At 68.2% G+C, this 15,039-nt stretch carries 15 protein-coding genes and 1 pseudogene; 5 read left to right on the forward strand and 11 right to left on the reverse strand.

Going from position 1 to position 15,039, the window contains the following annotated elements; translation table 11 throughout:
- A partial coding sequence (locus FM051_RS48060) for an integrase core domain-containing protein (RefSeq protein ID WP_202919117.1) occupies positions 1-158 on the forward strand: 158 nt, incomplete at its 5' end.
- Positions 159-889: 731 nt separating this feature from the next.
- Here FM051_RS48060 and FM051_RS48065 read toward each other — a convergent pair.
- The 3 genes from FM051_RS48065 to FM051_RS48075 are packed head-to-tail and all read right to left on the reverse strand — an operon-like array spanning position 890 to position 5,046.
- Positions 890-3,745, reverse strand: a complete 2,856-nt coding sequence (locus FM051_RS48065) for a CHAT domain-containing protein (protein ID WP_158854431.1) — start codon at positions 3,743-3,745, stop codon at positions 890-892.
- A complete protein-coding gene (locus FM051_RS48070) occupies positions 3,738-4,652 on the reverse strand; it encodes a hypothetical protein (RefSeq protein WP_158854433.1) in 915 nt (304 codons plus the stop codon). The genes FM051_RS48065 and FM051_RS48070 overlap by 8 nt, the downstream gene beginning before the upstream one ends.
- 4 nt (positions 4,653-4,656) lie before the next feature.
- A complete protein-coding gene (locus FM051_RS48075; protein WP_158854435.1) occupies positions 4,657-5,046 on the reverse strand; it encodes a hypothetical protein in 390 nt (129 codons plus the stop codon).
- 311 nt (positions 5,047-5,357) lie between these two features.
- Here FM051_RS48075 and FM051_RS48080 point away from each other — a divergent pair, with 311 nt between their 5' ends.
- Positions 5,358-5,624, forward strand: a complete 267-nt coding sequence (locus FM051_RS48080; RefSeq protein ID WP_158854437.1) for a hypothetical protein — start codon at positions 5,358-5,360, stop codon at positions 5,622-5,624.
- A gap of 190 nt (positions 5,625-5,814) precedes the next feature.
- Here the strand turns inward: FM051_RS48080 and FM051_RS48085 are convergent, their stop codons facing one another.
- A complete protein-coding gene (locus tag FM051_RS48085; RefSeq protein ID WP_158854439.1) occupies positions 5,815-5,952 on the reverse strand; it encodes a hypothetical protein in 138 nt (45 codons plus the stop codon).
- Positions 5,953-6,191: 239 nt separating this feature from the next.
- Here FM051_RS48085 and FM051_RS48090 point away from each other — a divergent pair, with 239 nt between their 5' ends.
- Positions 6,192-7,832 carry an IS4 family transposase gene (locus FM051_RS48090; RefSeq protein WP_158854441.1) on the forward strand — a complete coding sequence of 547 codons (1,641 nt, stop codon included), beginning with the start codon at positions 6,192-6,194 and terminating at the stop codon, positions 7,830-7,832.
- A gap of 21 nt (positions 7,833-7,853) precedes the next feature.
- Here the strand turns inward: FM051_RS48090 and FM051_RS51235 are convergent, their stop codons facing one another.
- Genes FM051_RS51235 through FM051_RS52800 form a run of 3 tightly spaced genes read right to left on the reverse strand, consistent with a single transcriptional unit; the run spans position 7,854 to position 11,347 of the window.
- Complete coding sequence (locus FM051_RS51235; protein WP_202919483.1) at positions 7,854-8,396, reverse strand: sugar transferase; 543 nt, start codon at positions 8,394-8,396, stop codon at positions 7,854-7,856.
- Positions 8,397-8,439: 43 nt separating this feature from the next.
- Complete coding sequence (locus FM051_RS48100; protein WP_158854445.1) at positions 8,440-10,260, reverse strand: NACHT domain-containing protein; 1,821 nt, start codon at positions 10,258-10,260, stop codon at positions 8,440-8,442.
- 16 nt (positions 10,261-10,276) lie between these two features.
- Positions 10,277-11,347, reverse strand: coding sequence for an integrase core domain-containing protein (locus FM051_RS52800; protein ID WP_158854447.1), 1,071 nt, complete (start codon positions 11,345-11,347; stop codon positions 10,277-10,279).
- Between FM051_RS52800 and FM051_RS48110 the strand changes: the two genes are divergently transcribed.
- Positions 11,322-12,203: an IS5 family transposase gene (locus FM051_RS48110; protein WP_420803674.1), complete on the forward strand. Its 882-nt coding sequence runs from the start codon at positions 11,322-11,324 to the stop codon at positions 12,201-12,203. The genes FM051_RS52800 and FM051_RS48110 overlap by 26 nt on opposite strands.
- Before the next feature lie 22 nt (positions 12,204-12,225).
- On the opposite strand, the pseudogene FM051_RS52805 reads toward FM051_RS48110, so the two are convergent.
- The 3 genes and pseudogenes from FM051_RS52805 to FM051_RS50245 all read right to left on the reverse strand — a co-directional run.
- Positions 12,226-12,348: pseudogene (locus tag FM051_RS52805) on the reverse strand (IS5/IS1182 family transposase); the annotation flags it as partial.
- 108 nt (positions 12,349-12,456) lie between these two features.
- Entirely contained in the window at positions 12,457-13,653 is a 1,197-nt protein-coding gene (locus FM051_RS48115) for a group II intron reverse transcriptase/maturase (protein WP_476655330.1), read from the reverse strand.
- A 160-nt stretch (positions 13,654-13,813) separates the two neighbouring features.
- Entirely contained in the window at positions 13,814-14,143 is a 330-nt protein-coding gene (locus tag FM051_RS50245) for an RNA-dependent RNA polymerase family protein (protein ID WP_162470809.1), read from the reverse strand.
- A gap of 119 nt (positions 14,144-14,262) precedes the next feature.
- On the opposite strand from FM051_RS50245, the gene FM051_RS48120 reads away from it, so the two are divergent.
- On the forward strand, positions 14,263-14,418 hold the full coding sequence (locus FM051_RS48120) for a hypothetical protein (RefSeq protein WP_158854449.1): 156 nt from the start codon (positions 14,263-14,265) through the stop codon (positions 14,416-14,418).
- Positions 14,419-14,692: 274 nt separating this feature from the next.
- On the opposite strand, the gene FM051_RS53835 is transcribed toward FM051_RS48120, so the two are convergent.
- Entirely contained in the window at positions 14,693-14,884 is a 192-nt protein-coding gene (locus tag FM051_RS53835; protein ID WP_338019553.1) for an HNH endonuclease, read from the reverse strand.
- Positions 14,885-15,039 lie beyond the last annotated feature (155 nt).

Genomic DNA, 15,039 nt, shown 5'->3' on the forward strand with positions numbered 1-15,039 from the left:
AGAATTGGGCCAGTGAAAGGGAAGCACGCCTGGCCGTGTTCGGCTGGGCGCACCGCTACAACACCCGACGACGCCACTCCCACCTCGGCCAGAAGTCCCCGATCGACTACGAGAACAGCCTCACCCCGACACCCGCTACGCTGACCCCAGCCGCATAACCCCGTGTCCAACATCCGGGGTGAAGTCCCGTAAGCCCTGTGGGAGTCGGTTGACGGTGGCAGTGGCGAGTTCGAGGGCGAGGGGGCAGTTCGACTCGTCGGGGGTGTCGGCGGTGACCTGCATCGATACTTCCTCGATCGTCTGCAATGGGGGCTTCTCGGTATCGATCAGCAAACCTGCCCGCTGTGATCAGATCGACGCTTCGGTATCGGTGACAAGCTGCCGGTAGAGGTATTGCGCGACCAGCCCATCGGGTAGGTCTTGGCGAGGGGGCGTGGAACGCACGCCGCCGGGGTCGTCCAGTGGTCGGTGCACGATCCGGACCTGGCAGCCGGGCAGTGTGCGGTGGTCGGGGTTACTGCCGCCCGCCATGGGGTGGATCACCGCTGAACGGCCGTTGATCGTGGTCCACCCGGTCGCGGGGCGACAGCCTCGAGCCGAACCCGGACGAACTGCTCAACGCCGACCTGAAACGCAACGTCAACGCCTTACGAGCCCACAATGTCGACCGACTCGCCCACGAGACCCGCCGCTTCCTGCGCCGCCGCCAACGTCAACCGCACATGGTCCGCAGCTGCTTCCGGGCTCCACACGTCCGCTACGCCACCATGTAGGCAACCGAACACTTTCGGCTCAATAATAACCGGAAGTCCAGATCGAATTTGCCGTTCGTCCAACTTCACTGATGGCGGACAAGCTCGAGGGACCCGACAGGCCAGGATCCACAACTTCAAGCTCCGTGATAGCTGAACGCTGCCCACACCCGAGGATGCCGGTAGGGCCGGTCCCCGGGCTCCCGCAACCGGAGCATCCGGGCCACCGGCCGAACCTCCGAACCGGCCAGATCCGCCACTTTCTCCGCGTTGGTGGTATCCCGCAGCCATATCTGCGCCAACCGCAGCGCCTCGGCGGGTGGCTGCCCCTCGACGTGCCGCAGGTGGTGGAAGCGCGTTGTCAGCAGCACGGCGGGTTCGCCCCAGACCGGCCATTGCGTGGCCACCACTCCCGCGAAGCCGGCTTGGAGCAGTCCGGTCGGCAGGCTCACCGTCTCGTCCGGGAGGTCGATGCCCGGAAGGTCGGTGTCACAGGCGGAGAGCACGGCCAACCGGGCTCTGACCGCGGAAAGCCCCAGGATGTCGGCCAGGGTGAGCTCCTCGTCGCCCGCCAGCACCAACGCGCTGGTCAGCGGCTTGGCGGTCCGTGCGATCCCGTGGCACACGAAGTGCGCGACGGAGGCGCCCGGCAACGCCGCGAGGACCGACGCCCGGTCGGCTCGCGCTCCACTGAGGACAGTCGAGTTCGGGTACCACCGCGCAACACACGCCGCCTCTACGGCGGCGTGCGCGACGGGGGCGAGTGCGCTGGGCTCCGGGCCGGCGACCACCAATGCGCTGTCCTCGGCCACACCGGCACCGCGCCGACTGGCGTCGAACGCCCTGGCGTTGGGCGCGTAGCTGAGGATCCACCGGTCGACCAGGTACTCCCGCCCGTCCTCCGTCGGATGCCAAGCCGCGTGCAGCGGCACCATCGCCAACCGTCCTGAGGCGACCACCACTACCCGCCGCGCCCGCAGGATCGACGCCACCGGCTCGACAACGGCGTCCCACGCCCATCGCCCGACCGCGTCCAGCACCCCCTCCCACGCCGGATGCCCTCGCGCGCCCGCCAATGCCTCCACCCGCTTGTCCACCGCTGCCGCGTCCGCCTTCAGATCGACCGACCTCACCCCCTCGTCGTCCACCACCAGCGCCACTCCGCCGGCTCTCGCACAAGCCAGGTACACCACAGCGGTTCCCGGGGGCACGCACGCGCGCACGTCGGCCACAGACGGCCGCGCCAGGAACCTCGCGTACCCCGGCACCGCCCGAATCCCCTCAACCGCCTCGTCCACGGCCGCCCGTGCCGCTCGCAGCACCGCCGGCGACGCCCCGCTCCGGATCAGGTCCGCCAGCTCGGACGCCGACCGCCGGTACGCCTCCACCAGTGCACCGAACCCGAGCCCGTCGAGCCGGGACAGGTCGGCCCGCCCCTGGTCCAGCACCTCCGACACCAGCCGGGCCCGCCCGGTCTCGACCGCCTCCACCGCGGCGTCCACCCGCCCGACCCGCGTCAACGCGTACGCGGCCTCGGTCGGCAATCCTTGAGCGTCCGCCAACCACGCCTCTTTGTCCGCGCGCAGGACTTGAGCGCGGAACAGTTCCTCAGTCGCCGCCAGTCCCGCCTCGTACGCTTCGCACGCCTCCGGCCACGCCTCCCGCGACGCCGCCCATTCCCCCCAGTTGCGTGCCGCGCCCAACGCCCACTCGACCGCCGACACCATCCCGTTGCGCACCGCCGCCCGGAACATGGCCACGGCCTCGTCCAGGTACGCGGGCTCCCCGGCGGACTCGACCATCGCTCGCAGCGACAGCCCCAGGTTGTACTCGCGGGACGCCCGTTCCGGCGCCGTGGGCCCGGTCAACGCCAAGGCCGCCCGGTACTCCGCGATCGCCCGCTCGCCCAGCCCCGGATCACCGGTCGCCCGCCACGCCACGCTGAACGCGTTCCCGGCGTTGTTGTGCCGCGACGGCCGCTGCCAGTCCCCCGGCTCGGTCGCGGCCACCGCCCTGGTCTGGAGGTCCACCGCGCCCGCGAGGTCGGCCAGGTCGCCAAACGCCTGGAACCGGGTGATCAGCATGTTGCCGAGATTCGTCAGCGCCGAGGGCACCGGCTCGCGTTCCGCCGCGAGGGCATCCGACATCATCCCGACCGCCCGGTCGATGTCGGCCCGGACTTTCGTCCGCAGGAACCGGCGGCGCAGGAGGCTGCACAGCAGCATGTCGACCACTCGTGCGGATCCCGGCGACATCATGTGGTCACGCACGAGCCTGGCCTCTTCAAGCAGCCGGATGGCCTGGTCGAGGTCGGCGAGCCCACCACGTCGGTCGTTCCGCGACGCCAGGGTCTCTGCCAGCACGTACTTGAACCGGTGGCCCATGGGCGATGCGCCTGCGGTCTCCACGGCCGCCGTCGCCTGGGCGACGGCCTCGTCGACAGCGGCGGCGTCGTCAACAGTCCGCGCCGACACCATCAGTGCGCTCGCGAGGCCAGTGCGGCAGAGCGCGACCAACCGCGACGCGGTCGGTGCTGCCCGGACCGCGAGACGGGCCTGGTCGACAGCCGCCGCGAGCAACTCACGGTCGCCGGTGCGCATGTACAGGTTGAGCAGCGTGTTCCCCGTGACGTAGCTGACTCGGGCTCGCCATTCGCCGGTCTCCGGCACCAGGTCCGACGCCGTTCGCAGCAGCTCGAGCGCGAGCCGGAAGTGGGCCACAGGCCCGCCGACCCCGGACCAATTGGCGACGATGGCCCCGCGCACCAGCACAGCCAGCCGGAACGCCTCGGGAGCAGTGCCGAACCGCCGGTCGCCCGCGATGCCGGTGTAGGCGGAGGTCACCCTGGCCAGCCCGGTCTGGTCGGCGTCGAGGACGTACGCCACCAACGCCTTGGCCGCGGTGGCGACGGCCGACCGGTAGCGGCGGGGCGGGGTGGGGAGCGGCGGCCAGTCCAGCCGGTGCTCGGCCGCGGCCAGGCGCGGGTCAGCCACGGACCGGGCCGCGCTGCAGGAACCGGCTCAGTTCCGCGCCCGCGGCCACCTCGCTGTCCGCATCGTCCGGCCGCTCCCGGTCCAACGCCTCGTACAACGCGCGCCGGTGCAGGTCGTACGCCGCCTGCACCAGTTGCCCGTAGGTCGCGGCCGACGACACGGTGAGCCGGTACCCCACGGTCATGGCGACCAGGGCGACCGGCAGCGCCCACCAGGTGAACACGGTCCACACGCTGATGAGCAGGCCCCACAGCCAGACTCGGGCGTGCTCGTCCAGACGGCCGCGGGCGGCGGCGACCTCGGCGCGGACGTGGTCGGGCAGCACCAGCCACAGGTGCGGCCAGCAGACGACGGCCTCCAAGCCGTAGCGGTGCCGGGGCCGGCTCTCAGCGGCTCGCAGGAGGTTGCCCAACCGGGTGGGCATCCGGTCGGCCGGGTCGGCGGGCTGCCGGGATCGCCAGGCCGTGAGCCGGAGGTATGCGCGGTGCGACCGTCCGGTGAGGTCCGCCCGGTTCCGGGCGAGGTCGCGCCACCGCGCTGATCGCCGCTCGGCGAAACGGTTGCGCACAGCCATGACCAGCCAGTGCAGGGGCGCGGCCGGCCTGGGCCAGTAGCCCTCCATCAGCCGGATCACGCCGAACGTCACCGTCTCGGTAAGCCTGGCGGAGGTGGCGATCACCAGCAGCGCGCCCACCACCGCGAGCACCTGCGCGGTGCCGGACGAGCCGCCGGGCCCGGCCTTCCACGCCGTTTCCAGCGCTGTCCAACCGCGGCCGGCGACGCCGCCATGGGCCTGGACCCAGGCGAGCAGACCACCGATCCAGAAAACCAGGGCAGGAGATGCCAGCAGCACCGCCCACCGCTCGCCGACCTTGCCACCCAAACCCGACCACATGCCGCTCAGCACGCCGCTACCGCCGCGCGCTCAGCGGGCCGTGCCCGTGCGGACAACCGTCAGGCACCGGCTCGCCCACCTCGAACACCGGGTAGGCGTAATCGCACCCGCCGCACGTGAAGACGATCTCGGCAGTAGGTTCTCCGGTGCCGGGCAGCGGCGAGAACAACACGCTCTCGTCGCCGCGGGTGGCGTCGGTGTCCTCAGGAAGCAGGCGGCGCAACCATTCCCGGACCCGGTCGTGCGCGGTCAGCGCATCCAGGATGTCGTCGGCAACCGGTTCGCCCCGCTCGGCGCGGGCCAACAGGTCGCCGAGGCGGGCATCGAGGTCGGGTCTGTCAGCCACCAGCTCGGGCAGGACCGGTCGCACGGCCCGAGCCGCCGCCAAGATGTCCTCGTCGCGCATATTCCGCCATCTCCAACGGGTGTCGATCGGACCACCGAGAACCACAATCGTTCACCCGCACCCTCCCAGGCCGGACGCACGACACCGCCCGCCACCCGAACAGCCCAACCCGAAGCCGCACTACTACGGCAAACCGGATCGGCCACCATCGGACTTCCGCAAGGAACCGGGCCCATTCCAGCGCTCCGCGGCGGGGCGCGGATGCACGATCGCCATGGGCTGTAGAGGCGATCGATTCCCGGCAGTAGCGGGATAAGCTGATCGGCGTTGGCTCTCCGGAGCGGAGGCGTCTGATGTCGGGTCTGCGGAAGTTGCGCAATGTTCTGGTCACCACGGCGTTCACCGGGGCGGTGATGACCGCAACGAGCCTGCCCGCCTACGCGTACTGGATCTACCACTACGACGGTGCGTACAACTCCGCGGAGACGTGCGAGCAGGCGCGTCAGGACTTCATCCAGCAGAACACCGACGCGGGTCAGATGTTCAGCGCGGGCCCTTGCGCGTACCGCGACCGCAATCCCGAGACCAACTCCGGTCCTGCGGGCTGGTACTACCGGTGGGGAATCTTCGCAGCCTGAACGCGGACGAACTCCTCAGCTCGAAAGGCTGGCCCGGCGCCGGCACTGCCCGGGCGGCTCACCGGGCTGCTGTACGCCACCCGCACCGCGGTCGGCCGGTGAGGTCGCGGCTCGCGCGTTAGACCCGGGACGCGGACCGGGGGCGGGTCCGCTCGGAACCCGCCCCGGGTCGACGTTTCAGGGCAGGGTTTCATCGCAGGGCGTAGGCGCGGATGATCGTCTCGGTCACCGCGTTGCCCACCATGTCGACCGCGCTCGCGCGCAGCGACACGTAGCCGCCCGAGGCCTTCACCTTGAGCGGCGCCCGCCTGTATGTGTTCGCGGTCATCGAGCACAGCAGCCGACGGATCCGGGTCCTGGGCGCCACGGAGCATCCGACCGCCTCCTGGGTGGTACGGGCCGCGAAGAATCTCGTCATGGACCTTGAGGACGCGTGAGGTTCCCCCAAGGCCGGGTAGTTAGCGTTTTCGCTGGTCACGCAACCGAGCTGCAGGAGTCACGACGCAGGACAACGGAGCTCGTTGGTACAGGCAGTCGACCAAGACAGCTTGTTCCCAAGGAGCTCCGTTGCCCTCTCATTGTGTCCTGCCGCCTGCGCTGACGGCCATCACCCGCACGGTCACCGTGGCCGCGGGCCGGTTCGCTCCCGGGCACCTGGGGGAACTGACCGCCGTCGTGCCGTTCGATCTCGTGGACGCGGTCCTCGCGGAGACCAGGACGGTCCAGCGGCGGTTGCGTGACCTCCCGTCACGGGTCGGGATCTACTTCCTGCTCGCGATGTGCCTGTTCCCCGAGGTCGGCTACCGACTGGTCTGGCAGAAGCTGACCGGAGGACTGGCCGGTCTTCCGGTGGCCGAGCCATCAGCGAAAGCCTTACGAGACCTGCGACGCAGACTCGGCGGCGCGCCGATGCGCCGACTGTTCGAGGTGCTGTCCGGGCCACTGGCCCAACCCCGCACGCCCGGTGTCCGGTTCGGGTCCTACCGCACGGTCTCCTTCGACGGCTGCAGCTCGATCAGGGTCCCCGACACCGCCCGCAACCGGGCCTGGCTCGATTCACCGGGCAACGGCGGCTACCCCCTGGTGGAGCTGATGACACTCGTGGAGACCGGCACGAGAGCGCTGATCGGCGCGGTGTTCGGCCCCACCCGTGAGGGCGAGACCGACTACGCCAGACGCCTGCTGCACCTTCTCACTCCGGACATGTTGGTGTTGTGGGACAAGGGTTTCGACAGCAACGCCTTCCTCACCGAGGTGCACGCCACCGGCGCGCGGATCCTGGGCCGGCTGCGCAACAACCGGCGCATCCCCGTCCTGGTCCGTCTCGTCGACGGCTCCTACCTGTCGACGATCGGTGCCCTCCGGGTGCGGGTCATCGACGCGCGGATCACCGTGACCATGGCGGGCGGGACCACGTTCACCGGAACCTACCGGCTGGTCACGACCCTGACCGACGCCCGCCGCCACCCGGCCGCCCTCTACCACCAGCGGTGGGAACACGAATCGGCGTACTACGCCCTGCGGCACACGCTCGCCGACGGACGCGTTCTACGCTCGGGCGACCCGGCCGGGCTCGAGCAGGAGATGTGGTCCCTGCTCACGCTCTACCAACTCCTGCGCACCGTCATGGTCGACGCCGCGGAATCCCGGCCCGGCACCGATCCCGACCGCTGCGGATTCACCATCGCCCTGCATGCCGCCCGCGACCAGGTCGTCCAGGCGACCGGAATCATCATCGTCGACAGCAACGAAGAATCCGGGGTCATCGCGCATCGTCTCCTGGCCGCACTCCTTCCGCCTCGACGCCCAAGGGTGAGCACCCGCAAGGTCAGATCCCCGATCTCCCGCTACAGCGAACGCCGCGACGACGGCAGACCCGACCGAAGCCGCACCGTCACCGCCCTCGACATCAGCGTCCTGGAACCCCCGGATCCGCAGCCCGCGCTGCCCACCGCCTCCCGGGACGACCGTAATATCACCCCTGCCGAGCGTCGCAGGCACCGGATTCTGGTCCTGCTACAGGAAGATTCCACCCGCCTCTGGCGACCCCGCGACATCGCGGTCCACTTCGGCGACATCACCCTCGACACCATGTACAGACAACTCTCCCGATGGGCCGACAGCGGACTCATCCACAAGATCGGCCCCGGCCTCTACGCCGCCACGACATGGTCGCCCACTCCCTTGCAGGAGCAGGGAAATCCTTAACTACCCGGCCTTGGGTGAACCTCAGACGATCGACATGTGCCCGGCGAGGACGTTGAACAGTTGGGGGAGCTCGTCGAGGCTGTACCGTCGCAGGAACCTCCCCACCGGAGTGATGCGGGGGTCGCGGCGCATCTTGAACAGCACTGCGGAGCCTTCGTTCGACGCGGTCAGGTCACGGGTGAGGCGGTCGGCGTTCATCACCATCGTGCGGAACTTGACCAGCGGGAACTCCGCGCCGTACCGGCCGCAGCGGCGGTGGACGTAGAACAGCGGTCCTCTCGTGTCGACGGCGACGGCGATCGACAGCGCCAGCAGCACCGGAGCCAGGACTATGAGGAGGACAGCGGCCCCGATCCTGTCCGCCACCGGCTTGACCCACGACCACGGCGTGCGCCGGATCGTGCCCGCCTCGCGGAGCAGGTAGCGGTGCCGGGCGGCGCCGGCGGGTTTCTCCTCGTCGGCCCTGACGAAGCGCAGCGATTCGGTGGGCGCCGTCCGGTCGAGGATCCTGTGCTCGTGCAGGACCAGGTGCTGTTCGAGTGTCCGCAGGTAGTCGGTGAGCACAGCTGCCGTGAGGATCCCGATCAGGCGGCGGTCCTCGGCACGCTCAGAGTTCAGGCGGCGTCGGATCCGGGACGGATCGCCCTTGACATGGCCGAGTACGTCCGACAGCGAGGAGGCGCCGTCGAGCATCCGCCGTAGCGTGGCGTTCAGTCGTTGTCGGGCTGCCTGTCCCGCGGCCGTACGCCGGGACGTGGGGGACTCGCGTGTGAAGGCGATCCTGGCCGCCTCGGCGAGTTCTCCTCCGAGGTGTGAGAGCTGGTCGGCGAGCAGTGCGGCGGGGTCGTCCCGGGACGGTGATCCGGTTGTACTCCTTCGCGACCGCCGCCGCGTCCGCGGCCAACTCCACCAGTTGCCCACCATCGCAATGGGCGGGCTTCTCCGGTGACGTGAGCGGGTAGGGCACGTGCCGCCGGGTGCCGAAGGTGCCGAACAGCCGTGCGGCCCTCCGGTCGCCGCGGTCGCCGAGGGAGTCCAAGGCCCAGTAGGGCGCCGGTGACGTCTCGCCCGCCGCGATGGCGTCGAGCTCGTCGACGGTCGGCAGCCGATAGCGGTGCTCGCCGCCCGACTCCGCGGTCAACCAAATGCAGAACGCGACGGCGTCCTCGTGTCGGACGCCGGTCACCGGCTCGTTCGCTGTGCCTTCGGCGAACACGTCCTCGACCCAGTGGTCGGGAATGCGGCAGTCCGGTGAGGAATCGAGGAAGTGCTGGTATTCCAGCCATGTCACGGGAGGGGAGCTGTAGATGCCGCGCTGCACGCGTTCCTCGTGGGCGGTCCGCAGCAGCAATCGTGCCCGTGCGGCGTTGTGCCGACTCCCTGGGTTCGACCGCAGGTCGGCGGGGTTCAGGCGCTGCTCGACGACCGCGCGGACCTCCGGCGACAACTCCCGTGCTTCCTCCACGCACCGCACCGCGAGCGCCAGCAGTTCGGCCTGGCGCGGTCCCTCGGCACGCAGGCACGCGTTCACCACGGGCGTGGCGTCGGTGTTGGCGGCGTACAGCAGCACGGTCTCCTGCCACCAGTCCTCGGTGACCACGTCGACCAGTTCGTGCCCGAGTCCGCGTTCGCGGATGTGCTCCGCGGCCAGGAACTCCTGCACGGTCAGGTGCGCGAAGGACAGCAGGTCGCGTTCGCGTTCCATCAGCAGGCCACTGGAGTCCTCCAACCGCCGCAGGAAGTCCACAGGGCTGACCCGCGTGGTGACGCGGGTGAGTGCGGGCGCGATCACCTCGGCCGCCTCGGTGGTCGACAGCGTCCCGACACCGCGCCGCATCATGGCGTACGCCAGTTCCTGCAGCACCATCTTCTTGCCCGCCGCGGGCATGTCGAGGGCCACGCCGACCGCCTCGTGCCGCTTGCCCAGGAACACGTCGCAGATCTCGCGGTACAGCTCGGAGCGGCTGCCGGGCAGGGCATCGCGGTAGTGGTGCACCGTGGTGATCATGGTGAGCAGCAACGGGTTCGAGGCCAGGTCGTGCAACGCCCGAGTGCCCTCCAACCGGCCCGACAGCTCCACCGCGCCGCGTGCCGCGGCAAGGCGCGCCGACCGGTTGTCCGCGCCGTGCGAGCGGATCGACGTGGCGAGGTACCACTGCCTGATGAACGCCTCGATCTGGTCGGGTCCGAACGCCTGCACCGCGAGCACCGTGGCGCCGGTGATGGCGTTGTCCCGGTAACCGTGCGGTCTGCTGGTGAGCACCAGCAGGTTGCCGATCTGGGCGCTGGCCTGCGTCTCGATCCACGCCGCCACCGCCCGACGGGTGGCCGGGTCCGCGATCTCGTCCAGCCCGTCGAGCAACAGCAGGAAACGTCCCCGCTTCAGGTTGCGCTCGACCCACCGTGTGAGGTGCCAAAAGTCGGCCACGTGGTCTGACCTGCGTTTAGGCTGCTGCGGGTTCGTACTCGTTGATCATGCCGCCGAGGACTGGTCGGCGGCGTATCGACGTGCAGCCCGGCTCTGCGATCGGGTGTTCCGGCCGTGGTGGCCTGAGTTGTCGGGCTTGGTGGGGTCGGCGGTGGTTGTAGTGGGACGCGTAGCGCTGCAGCACTGATCTCAGGTGGTGTTCGTTGATGATGAGCAGTCGGTCGGTGGCTTCGCGTCGGATGGTGCCGACGAACCGCTCGGCGTAGCAGTTGACTCGCGGGCATCGTGGCGGGATCTTCACGACCTGGGTGCCGGCGTCGGCGAGGACGGTGTCGAACGAGGTGGTGAACTGGCCGGCCCGGTCCCGGATGAGGAACCGGAAGTCATCGGCCCGGTTGCCGAGGTCCATGAGCAGGTTGCGGGCCTGTTGGGTGGTCCAGGGTCCGTCGGGGTTGGTGGTGGTGCCGAGGATGTGGACGTAGCGGGTGGCGACCTCGAGGACGAAGAAGACGTAGATGCGCTTGAGGGTGACCGCGCAGTCGACGTGGAAGAAGTCGCAGGCCAGCATGCTGGCGGCCTGGGCGCGGAGGAACCGTCGCCAGGATGTGTCGGTGTCGCGCTCCGGTGCGGGCGGGATGCGCAGGCGCTTGAGTACGCGGCGGACGGTCGACGCGGCTACTCGGTGGCCGAGTTTGAGCAGTTCGCCCTGGATCCGTCGGTAGCCCCAGCTGGCGTTCTCCCGGGCCATCCGCTCAATCAATGCCACCAAGGTGTCGTCGATCGGCGGTCGACCGGTGCGGTTCGGGTAGGTCCATTTCTTCGCGACCAGACGCCGGTGCCATCTCGGGATGGTTGCCGGTGTCACCAACCGGTGCTCGCGCAGCAGCCGTGGCAGTCGGCGCGCCAGCGCGGTGAGCACCGCGCGATCGGCCCAGTCCAGCTGCGGACGAGGATTGGCCCGGCGCAGCACGGCGACCTCGTGCCGCAGCACCAGCAACTCCACATCTTTGGTCGCCGACGATCGAGCGAGCACAGCCAACCAGCCGACAAGCCGGACAAAGATCAGGTACAGCAGTCGTAACGCCACGCTCCACGATCATGCCCTACAGCGATGGTGCACGATCGTTGCAGTTCAGCGCCCCAGCGCAGAGTTCTGGCACCCCACAGCGGCTCGGCGCGGGCCGGGAACGGCGGCGCGGGTGCACGACTTGCGGGAGATCGCAAACGCGATCCTGTACGTGTGTCGGACCGGGATCGCGTGGGCGTATCTGCCGCACGACTTCCCACCGCACAAGACGGTCTACGACTACTACGCCAAGTGGGAGGCCGACGGCACCGCCGAGGCGTTACACGACCTACTGCGGGACCAGGTTCGTGTCGCGAATGGACGGTCGGCCGCCCCGACGGCGGCGATTCTGGACTCACAGAGCGTGAAAACCTCCTGCAACGTCAACGAATCCAGCCAGGGCATCGACGCGGGAAAGAAGATCAAGGGCCGCAAACGGCACATCGCCACCGACGTGCTCGGACTGCTGCTCGCGGTGGTCGTGACTGCGGCCTCGGTGCAGGACTCGGCCGCCGGCAAGGAGCTCCTGGATCACCTGGCCGTCGCGCATCCCGGTGTCTCGATGGCGTGGGTGGACGGAGGCTACAAAGACGAGGTCGTCCGCCACGGCGTCAGGCTCGGTATCCGCGTCGAAGTCGTCAAACGTATTGCCGCCACAGGGTTTCACGTGCTGCCGCGTCGTTGGGTGGTCGAGCGGACTCTGGGGTGGCTGATGCAGCACCGTCGGCTCGTGCGCGACTACGAGACACTGCCGCAACGCTCGCGCACGATGGTCCACTGGGCGATGACTAACATAATGAGCCGTGTTTTGACCGGCGAATCCACCCAAACCTGGCAAAACGATCTACTCAAACCGGACAGAACCACCCAAAAGTAGATCAGATGCCCTCTAAAAGTTCCTAACAAAATCGCCGGACGTGTCGGTAGCAGATGATGCAGGTGGCGAGGCCGAGGAAGGCTTCGTGGATGTCGTCGCGGCGTTCCCAACGGATGCGTAGGCGTTTCATGCCGTAGTACCAGGCGGATGGGTGGGCCGCGCAGCGAGGTGTCAGCCGTAGGCTGGTCCTTTTCCGCGCGGCCTCCCGCCGAACCGGACTTGATGGTTTCCCGATCATCCGGCTCTCCGGTGACTACTGCGTGAGCAACGTTGCTGGTTGCCCGTTGTGGATATGGCCGTGACAGGAAGCGCAGACCACCAGGGTCTTGCGTCGCCTGTTCGTCATGGCCTTCACCCACTGGGGCCGAAGTGGCCCGGGTTTTCCAAGATCGGCGAGCTTGCGGATGTGGTGGACTTCCACCTCGCCCGGTTGCCGGCAGATCTCGCAGACATCCGCGAGGAGCCGTGTGACGAGTTCTTTGTGCGGATAGTCGACCCGGACCGGCTGACGGTCGGTGACCGTCGCCGTTTTCTGCCGGTGGAGTGGTGTTTCACCGAACCGCGCGACCAGCGGTTGTCTGCAGTTGCGTTCGATGCGTGCCTCGAAGCAGGTGCGTGGCCCGTGCGGTGTCTGGATTTTGGTTTTGTGCTTGGCCGCCATCTCGGACATCGACGAGCGGTGCTTGCCTGCCAGGGTCTTGAGCATGGAGGTCTCCATGACCCAGCGCAGCCGGTGAAGTCGGTGGACATCCCCGGCCAGCAGATAATACTGGACGATTCCCCTGTAGACTGCCCCGAAGGTGGCGACGATGGTGTGGTCGCTGCCGTTGTTCAGGGCCGGCTGCTTGGCGGGTTTTCCGCGACGCAGGTAAGGGGCGGATTTGGCCTTGATCACATCCCGTGGGACACGGAGGGCGACCTGGCCGTTGACGCGTCGGTAACGGCCGGTCTTCTTCGTGTCGTTGTGTTGGACGGTGATCTCGTAGCCGAGGAATCGGGCCGCGCCTGTGCGGGCGTGGGTGATCAGCGTCTTGCCCTGGGAGAGTTCGAGCTTGAGTTCGTCGCGCAGGAACCCGGCCAGGCGCTGTTTGATCTCCTCGGCTTCGGCCTTGGGGCCGGTGAATCCGAGCAGATGGTCGTCTGCGTACCTGCAATACCGCAACCGTCGGTATCCCGGGTCGTCCGGGTCGGCGCTGGGCAGGCTGACCATCCGCCGCCGCAGTGCCCGCGCCAGTGGGCGGTCACCACGTCGTCGAGCCTTGGCCAGCTGGTTTTGCAGGTCCAGGTAGGCAGGGTTACGCGCCCTGCGGTCCCCTCGGGAGTACTCCGGAATCAGAACCGTCTCGACGAACCGGTCCAGTTTGTTCAGGTAGATCGAGGACAGGATCGGGGAAGCCACGCCGCCCTGAGGAGCCCCGGACAGGGTCGCCCCCCATTTCCAGTCCTCCAGGTATCCTGGCTGCGAGCATGTTACGCATCAGCCGCAGGAACCGATTATCGTGGATTTTCTCCGACAGGATACCGATCATCAGGTCGTGATCGAGCGAGCCGAAGCAGTCGGCGATGTCCCCTTCGATGAACCATGCCGTTCCGGTCCAGGTGTTGGCGATCTACCGCAATGCGGTGTGACAGCCCCGACGTGGCCGGAACCCGTGGGACCGGTCGGAGAACGTCGGCTCGTAGTACGCCTCCAACAGCAGGCGGACCACCTCACCGACGAGTTTGTCCGACCAGGTCGGCAGACCCAACGGGCGGGCCTTCCCGTTCCTCTTCGGGATGTGCACCCGCCGGGCGGGCGAGAAGCGGTAACGCTCGTGGCGCATCGCCTCGATGATGCGACCGATCTTCGCCCGGGACATACCGTCCGCGGTTTCCTGTGTGACCCCGGGTGACATCGCGCCCTGATTGGCGTAGATGCGCCCGTAGGCCAGCAGATACAACTGCGGATTGAACAGCTGTCGATACAGTTCGTTCACCGGCAGGCCACGCCTGCCGCGCTCACACAGGACACCCAGCACCGTTGCGGCGCTCTGCATTACGCATACCTTCCGATCTGCTGGTGTCCGATCACCTGGTCTCCTTCGCCCTGCGGACGGCTTTCCCGTCCTCCCTGGCCGGTCGTGACTCCGGCGACTACTACGAGACCTCCGTCGCCCTGGGACTCGCGTCCGGTAGGGCGATCCCGCGTTCGTCCCTGTCGTACGTGACAGCGTGACGTAGGCGGCCCACTCATCTCCTTCAACACCCTCGCTGGGCGTCGTCCCACACTCCGGAGGTTGCATCGGCCACCATCGACTCCGACGCAGAATGCGGCACCGGTTTCAGAGGTCTTTCCGGCGGATGGGAACTTGCATCGACTGGAGATTGGGCTTCAGGCAATTCAGCGCAGGGTAGGCCACGCGGCGAGGTGCCTGGATTCCAGGCCCTTTTCCACGTGACCCCCCACCGAACCGGACGTGCCCCGTTAAAGGCATCCGGCTCTCCAGTGACTACTCCGTGAGTTTCGCGGCTTGCCGACCGGCATGGATCTCGTCATGACAATGTTGGCAGACCACGAGAGACTTGCGGCGCCGTTTCGCCATGACCACGGCCCACACCGGTCTGTCCGGCTGACCGAGCTTGTCGAGATCCGCGAGCTTTCGGATGTGATGAACTTGAACTTTCCCCGTCCGCTCGCACATCTCGCATTTCCCCGCGAGAAGCCTGGTAAGTGCCCGTTTCCGAGCTTGGGCAGGTGGTGGCGCTTTGGTGCGGAGACAGGGGAACTCCTGGTAGATCGGACGGTGTCTATGCGCCGTTCCACCAGGAGTTCCGTTGTTATCGTGCCCGATCCTCG

This window comes from Saccharothrix deserti, assembly GCF_009769385.1.
GTDB classification, from domain to species: domain Bacteria; phylum Actinomycetota; class Actinomycetes; order Mycobacteriales; family Pseudonocardiaceae; genus Actinosynnema; species Actinosynnema deserti.

Excerpts from the sequence above, each read along its gene's own strand:
- FM051_RS53835 (WP_338019553.1), bottom strand. The coding sequence starts at position 14,884 with ATGTGCGAGCGGACGGGGAAAGTTCAAGTTCATCACATCCGAAAGCTC.
- FM051_RS48075 (WP_158854435.1), bottom strand. The coding sequence starts at position 5,046 with ATGCGCGACGAGGACATCTTGGCGGCGGCTCGGGCCGTGCGACCGGTC.
- FM051_RS48085 (WP_158854439.1), bottom strand. The coding sequence starts at position 5,952 with ATGACCGCGAACACATACAGGCGGGCGCCGCTCAAGGTGAAGGCCTCG.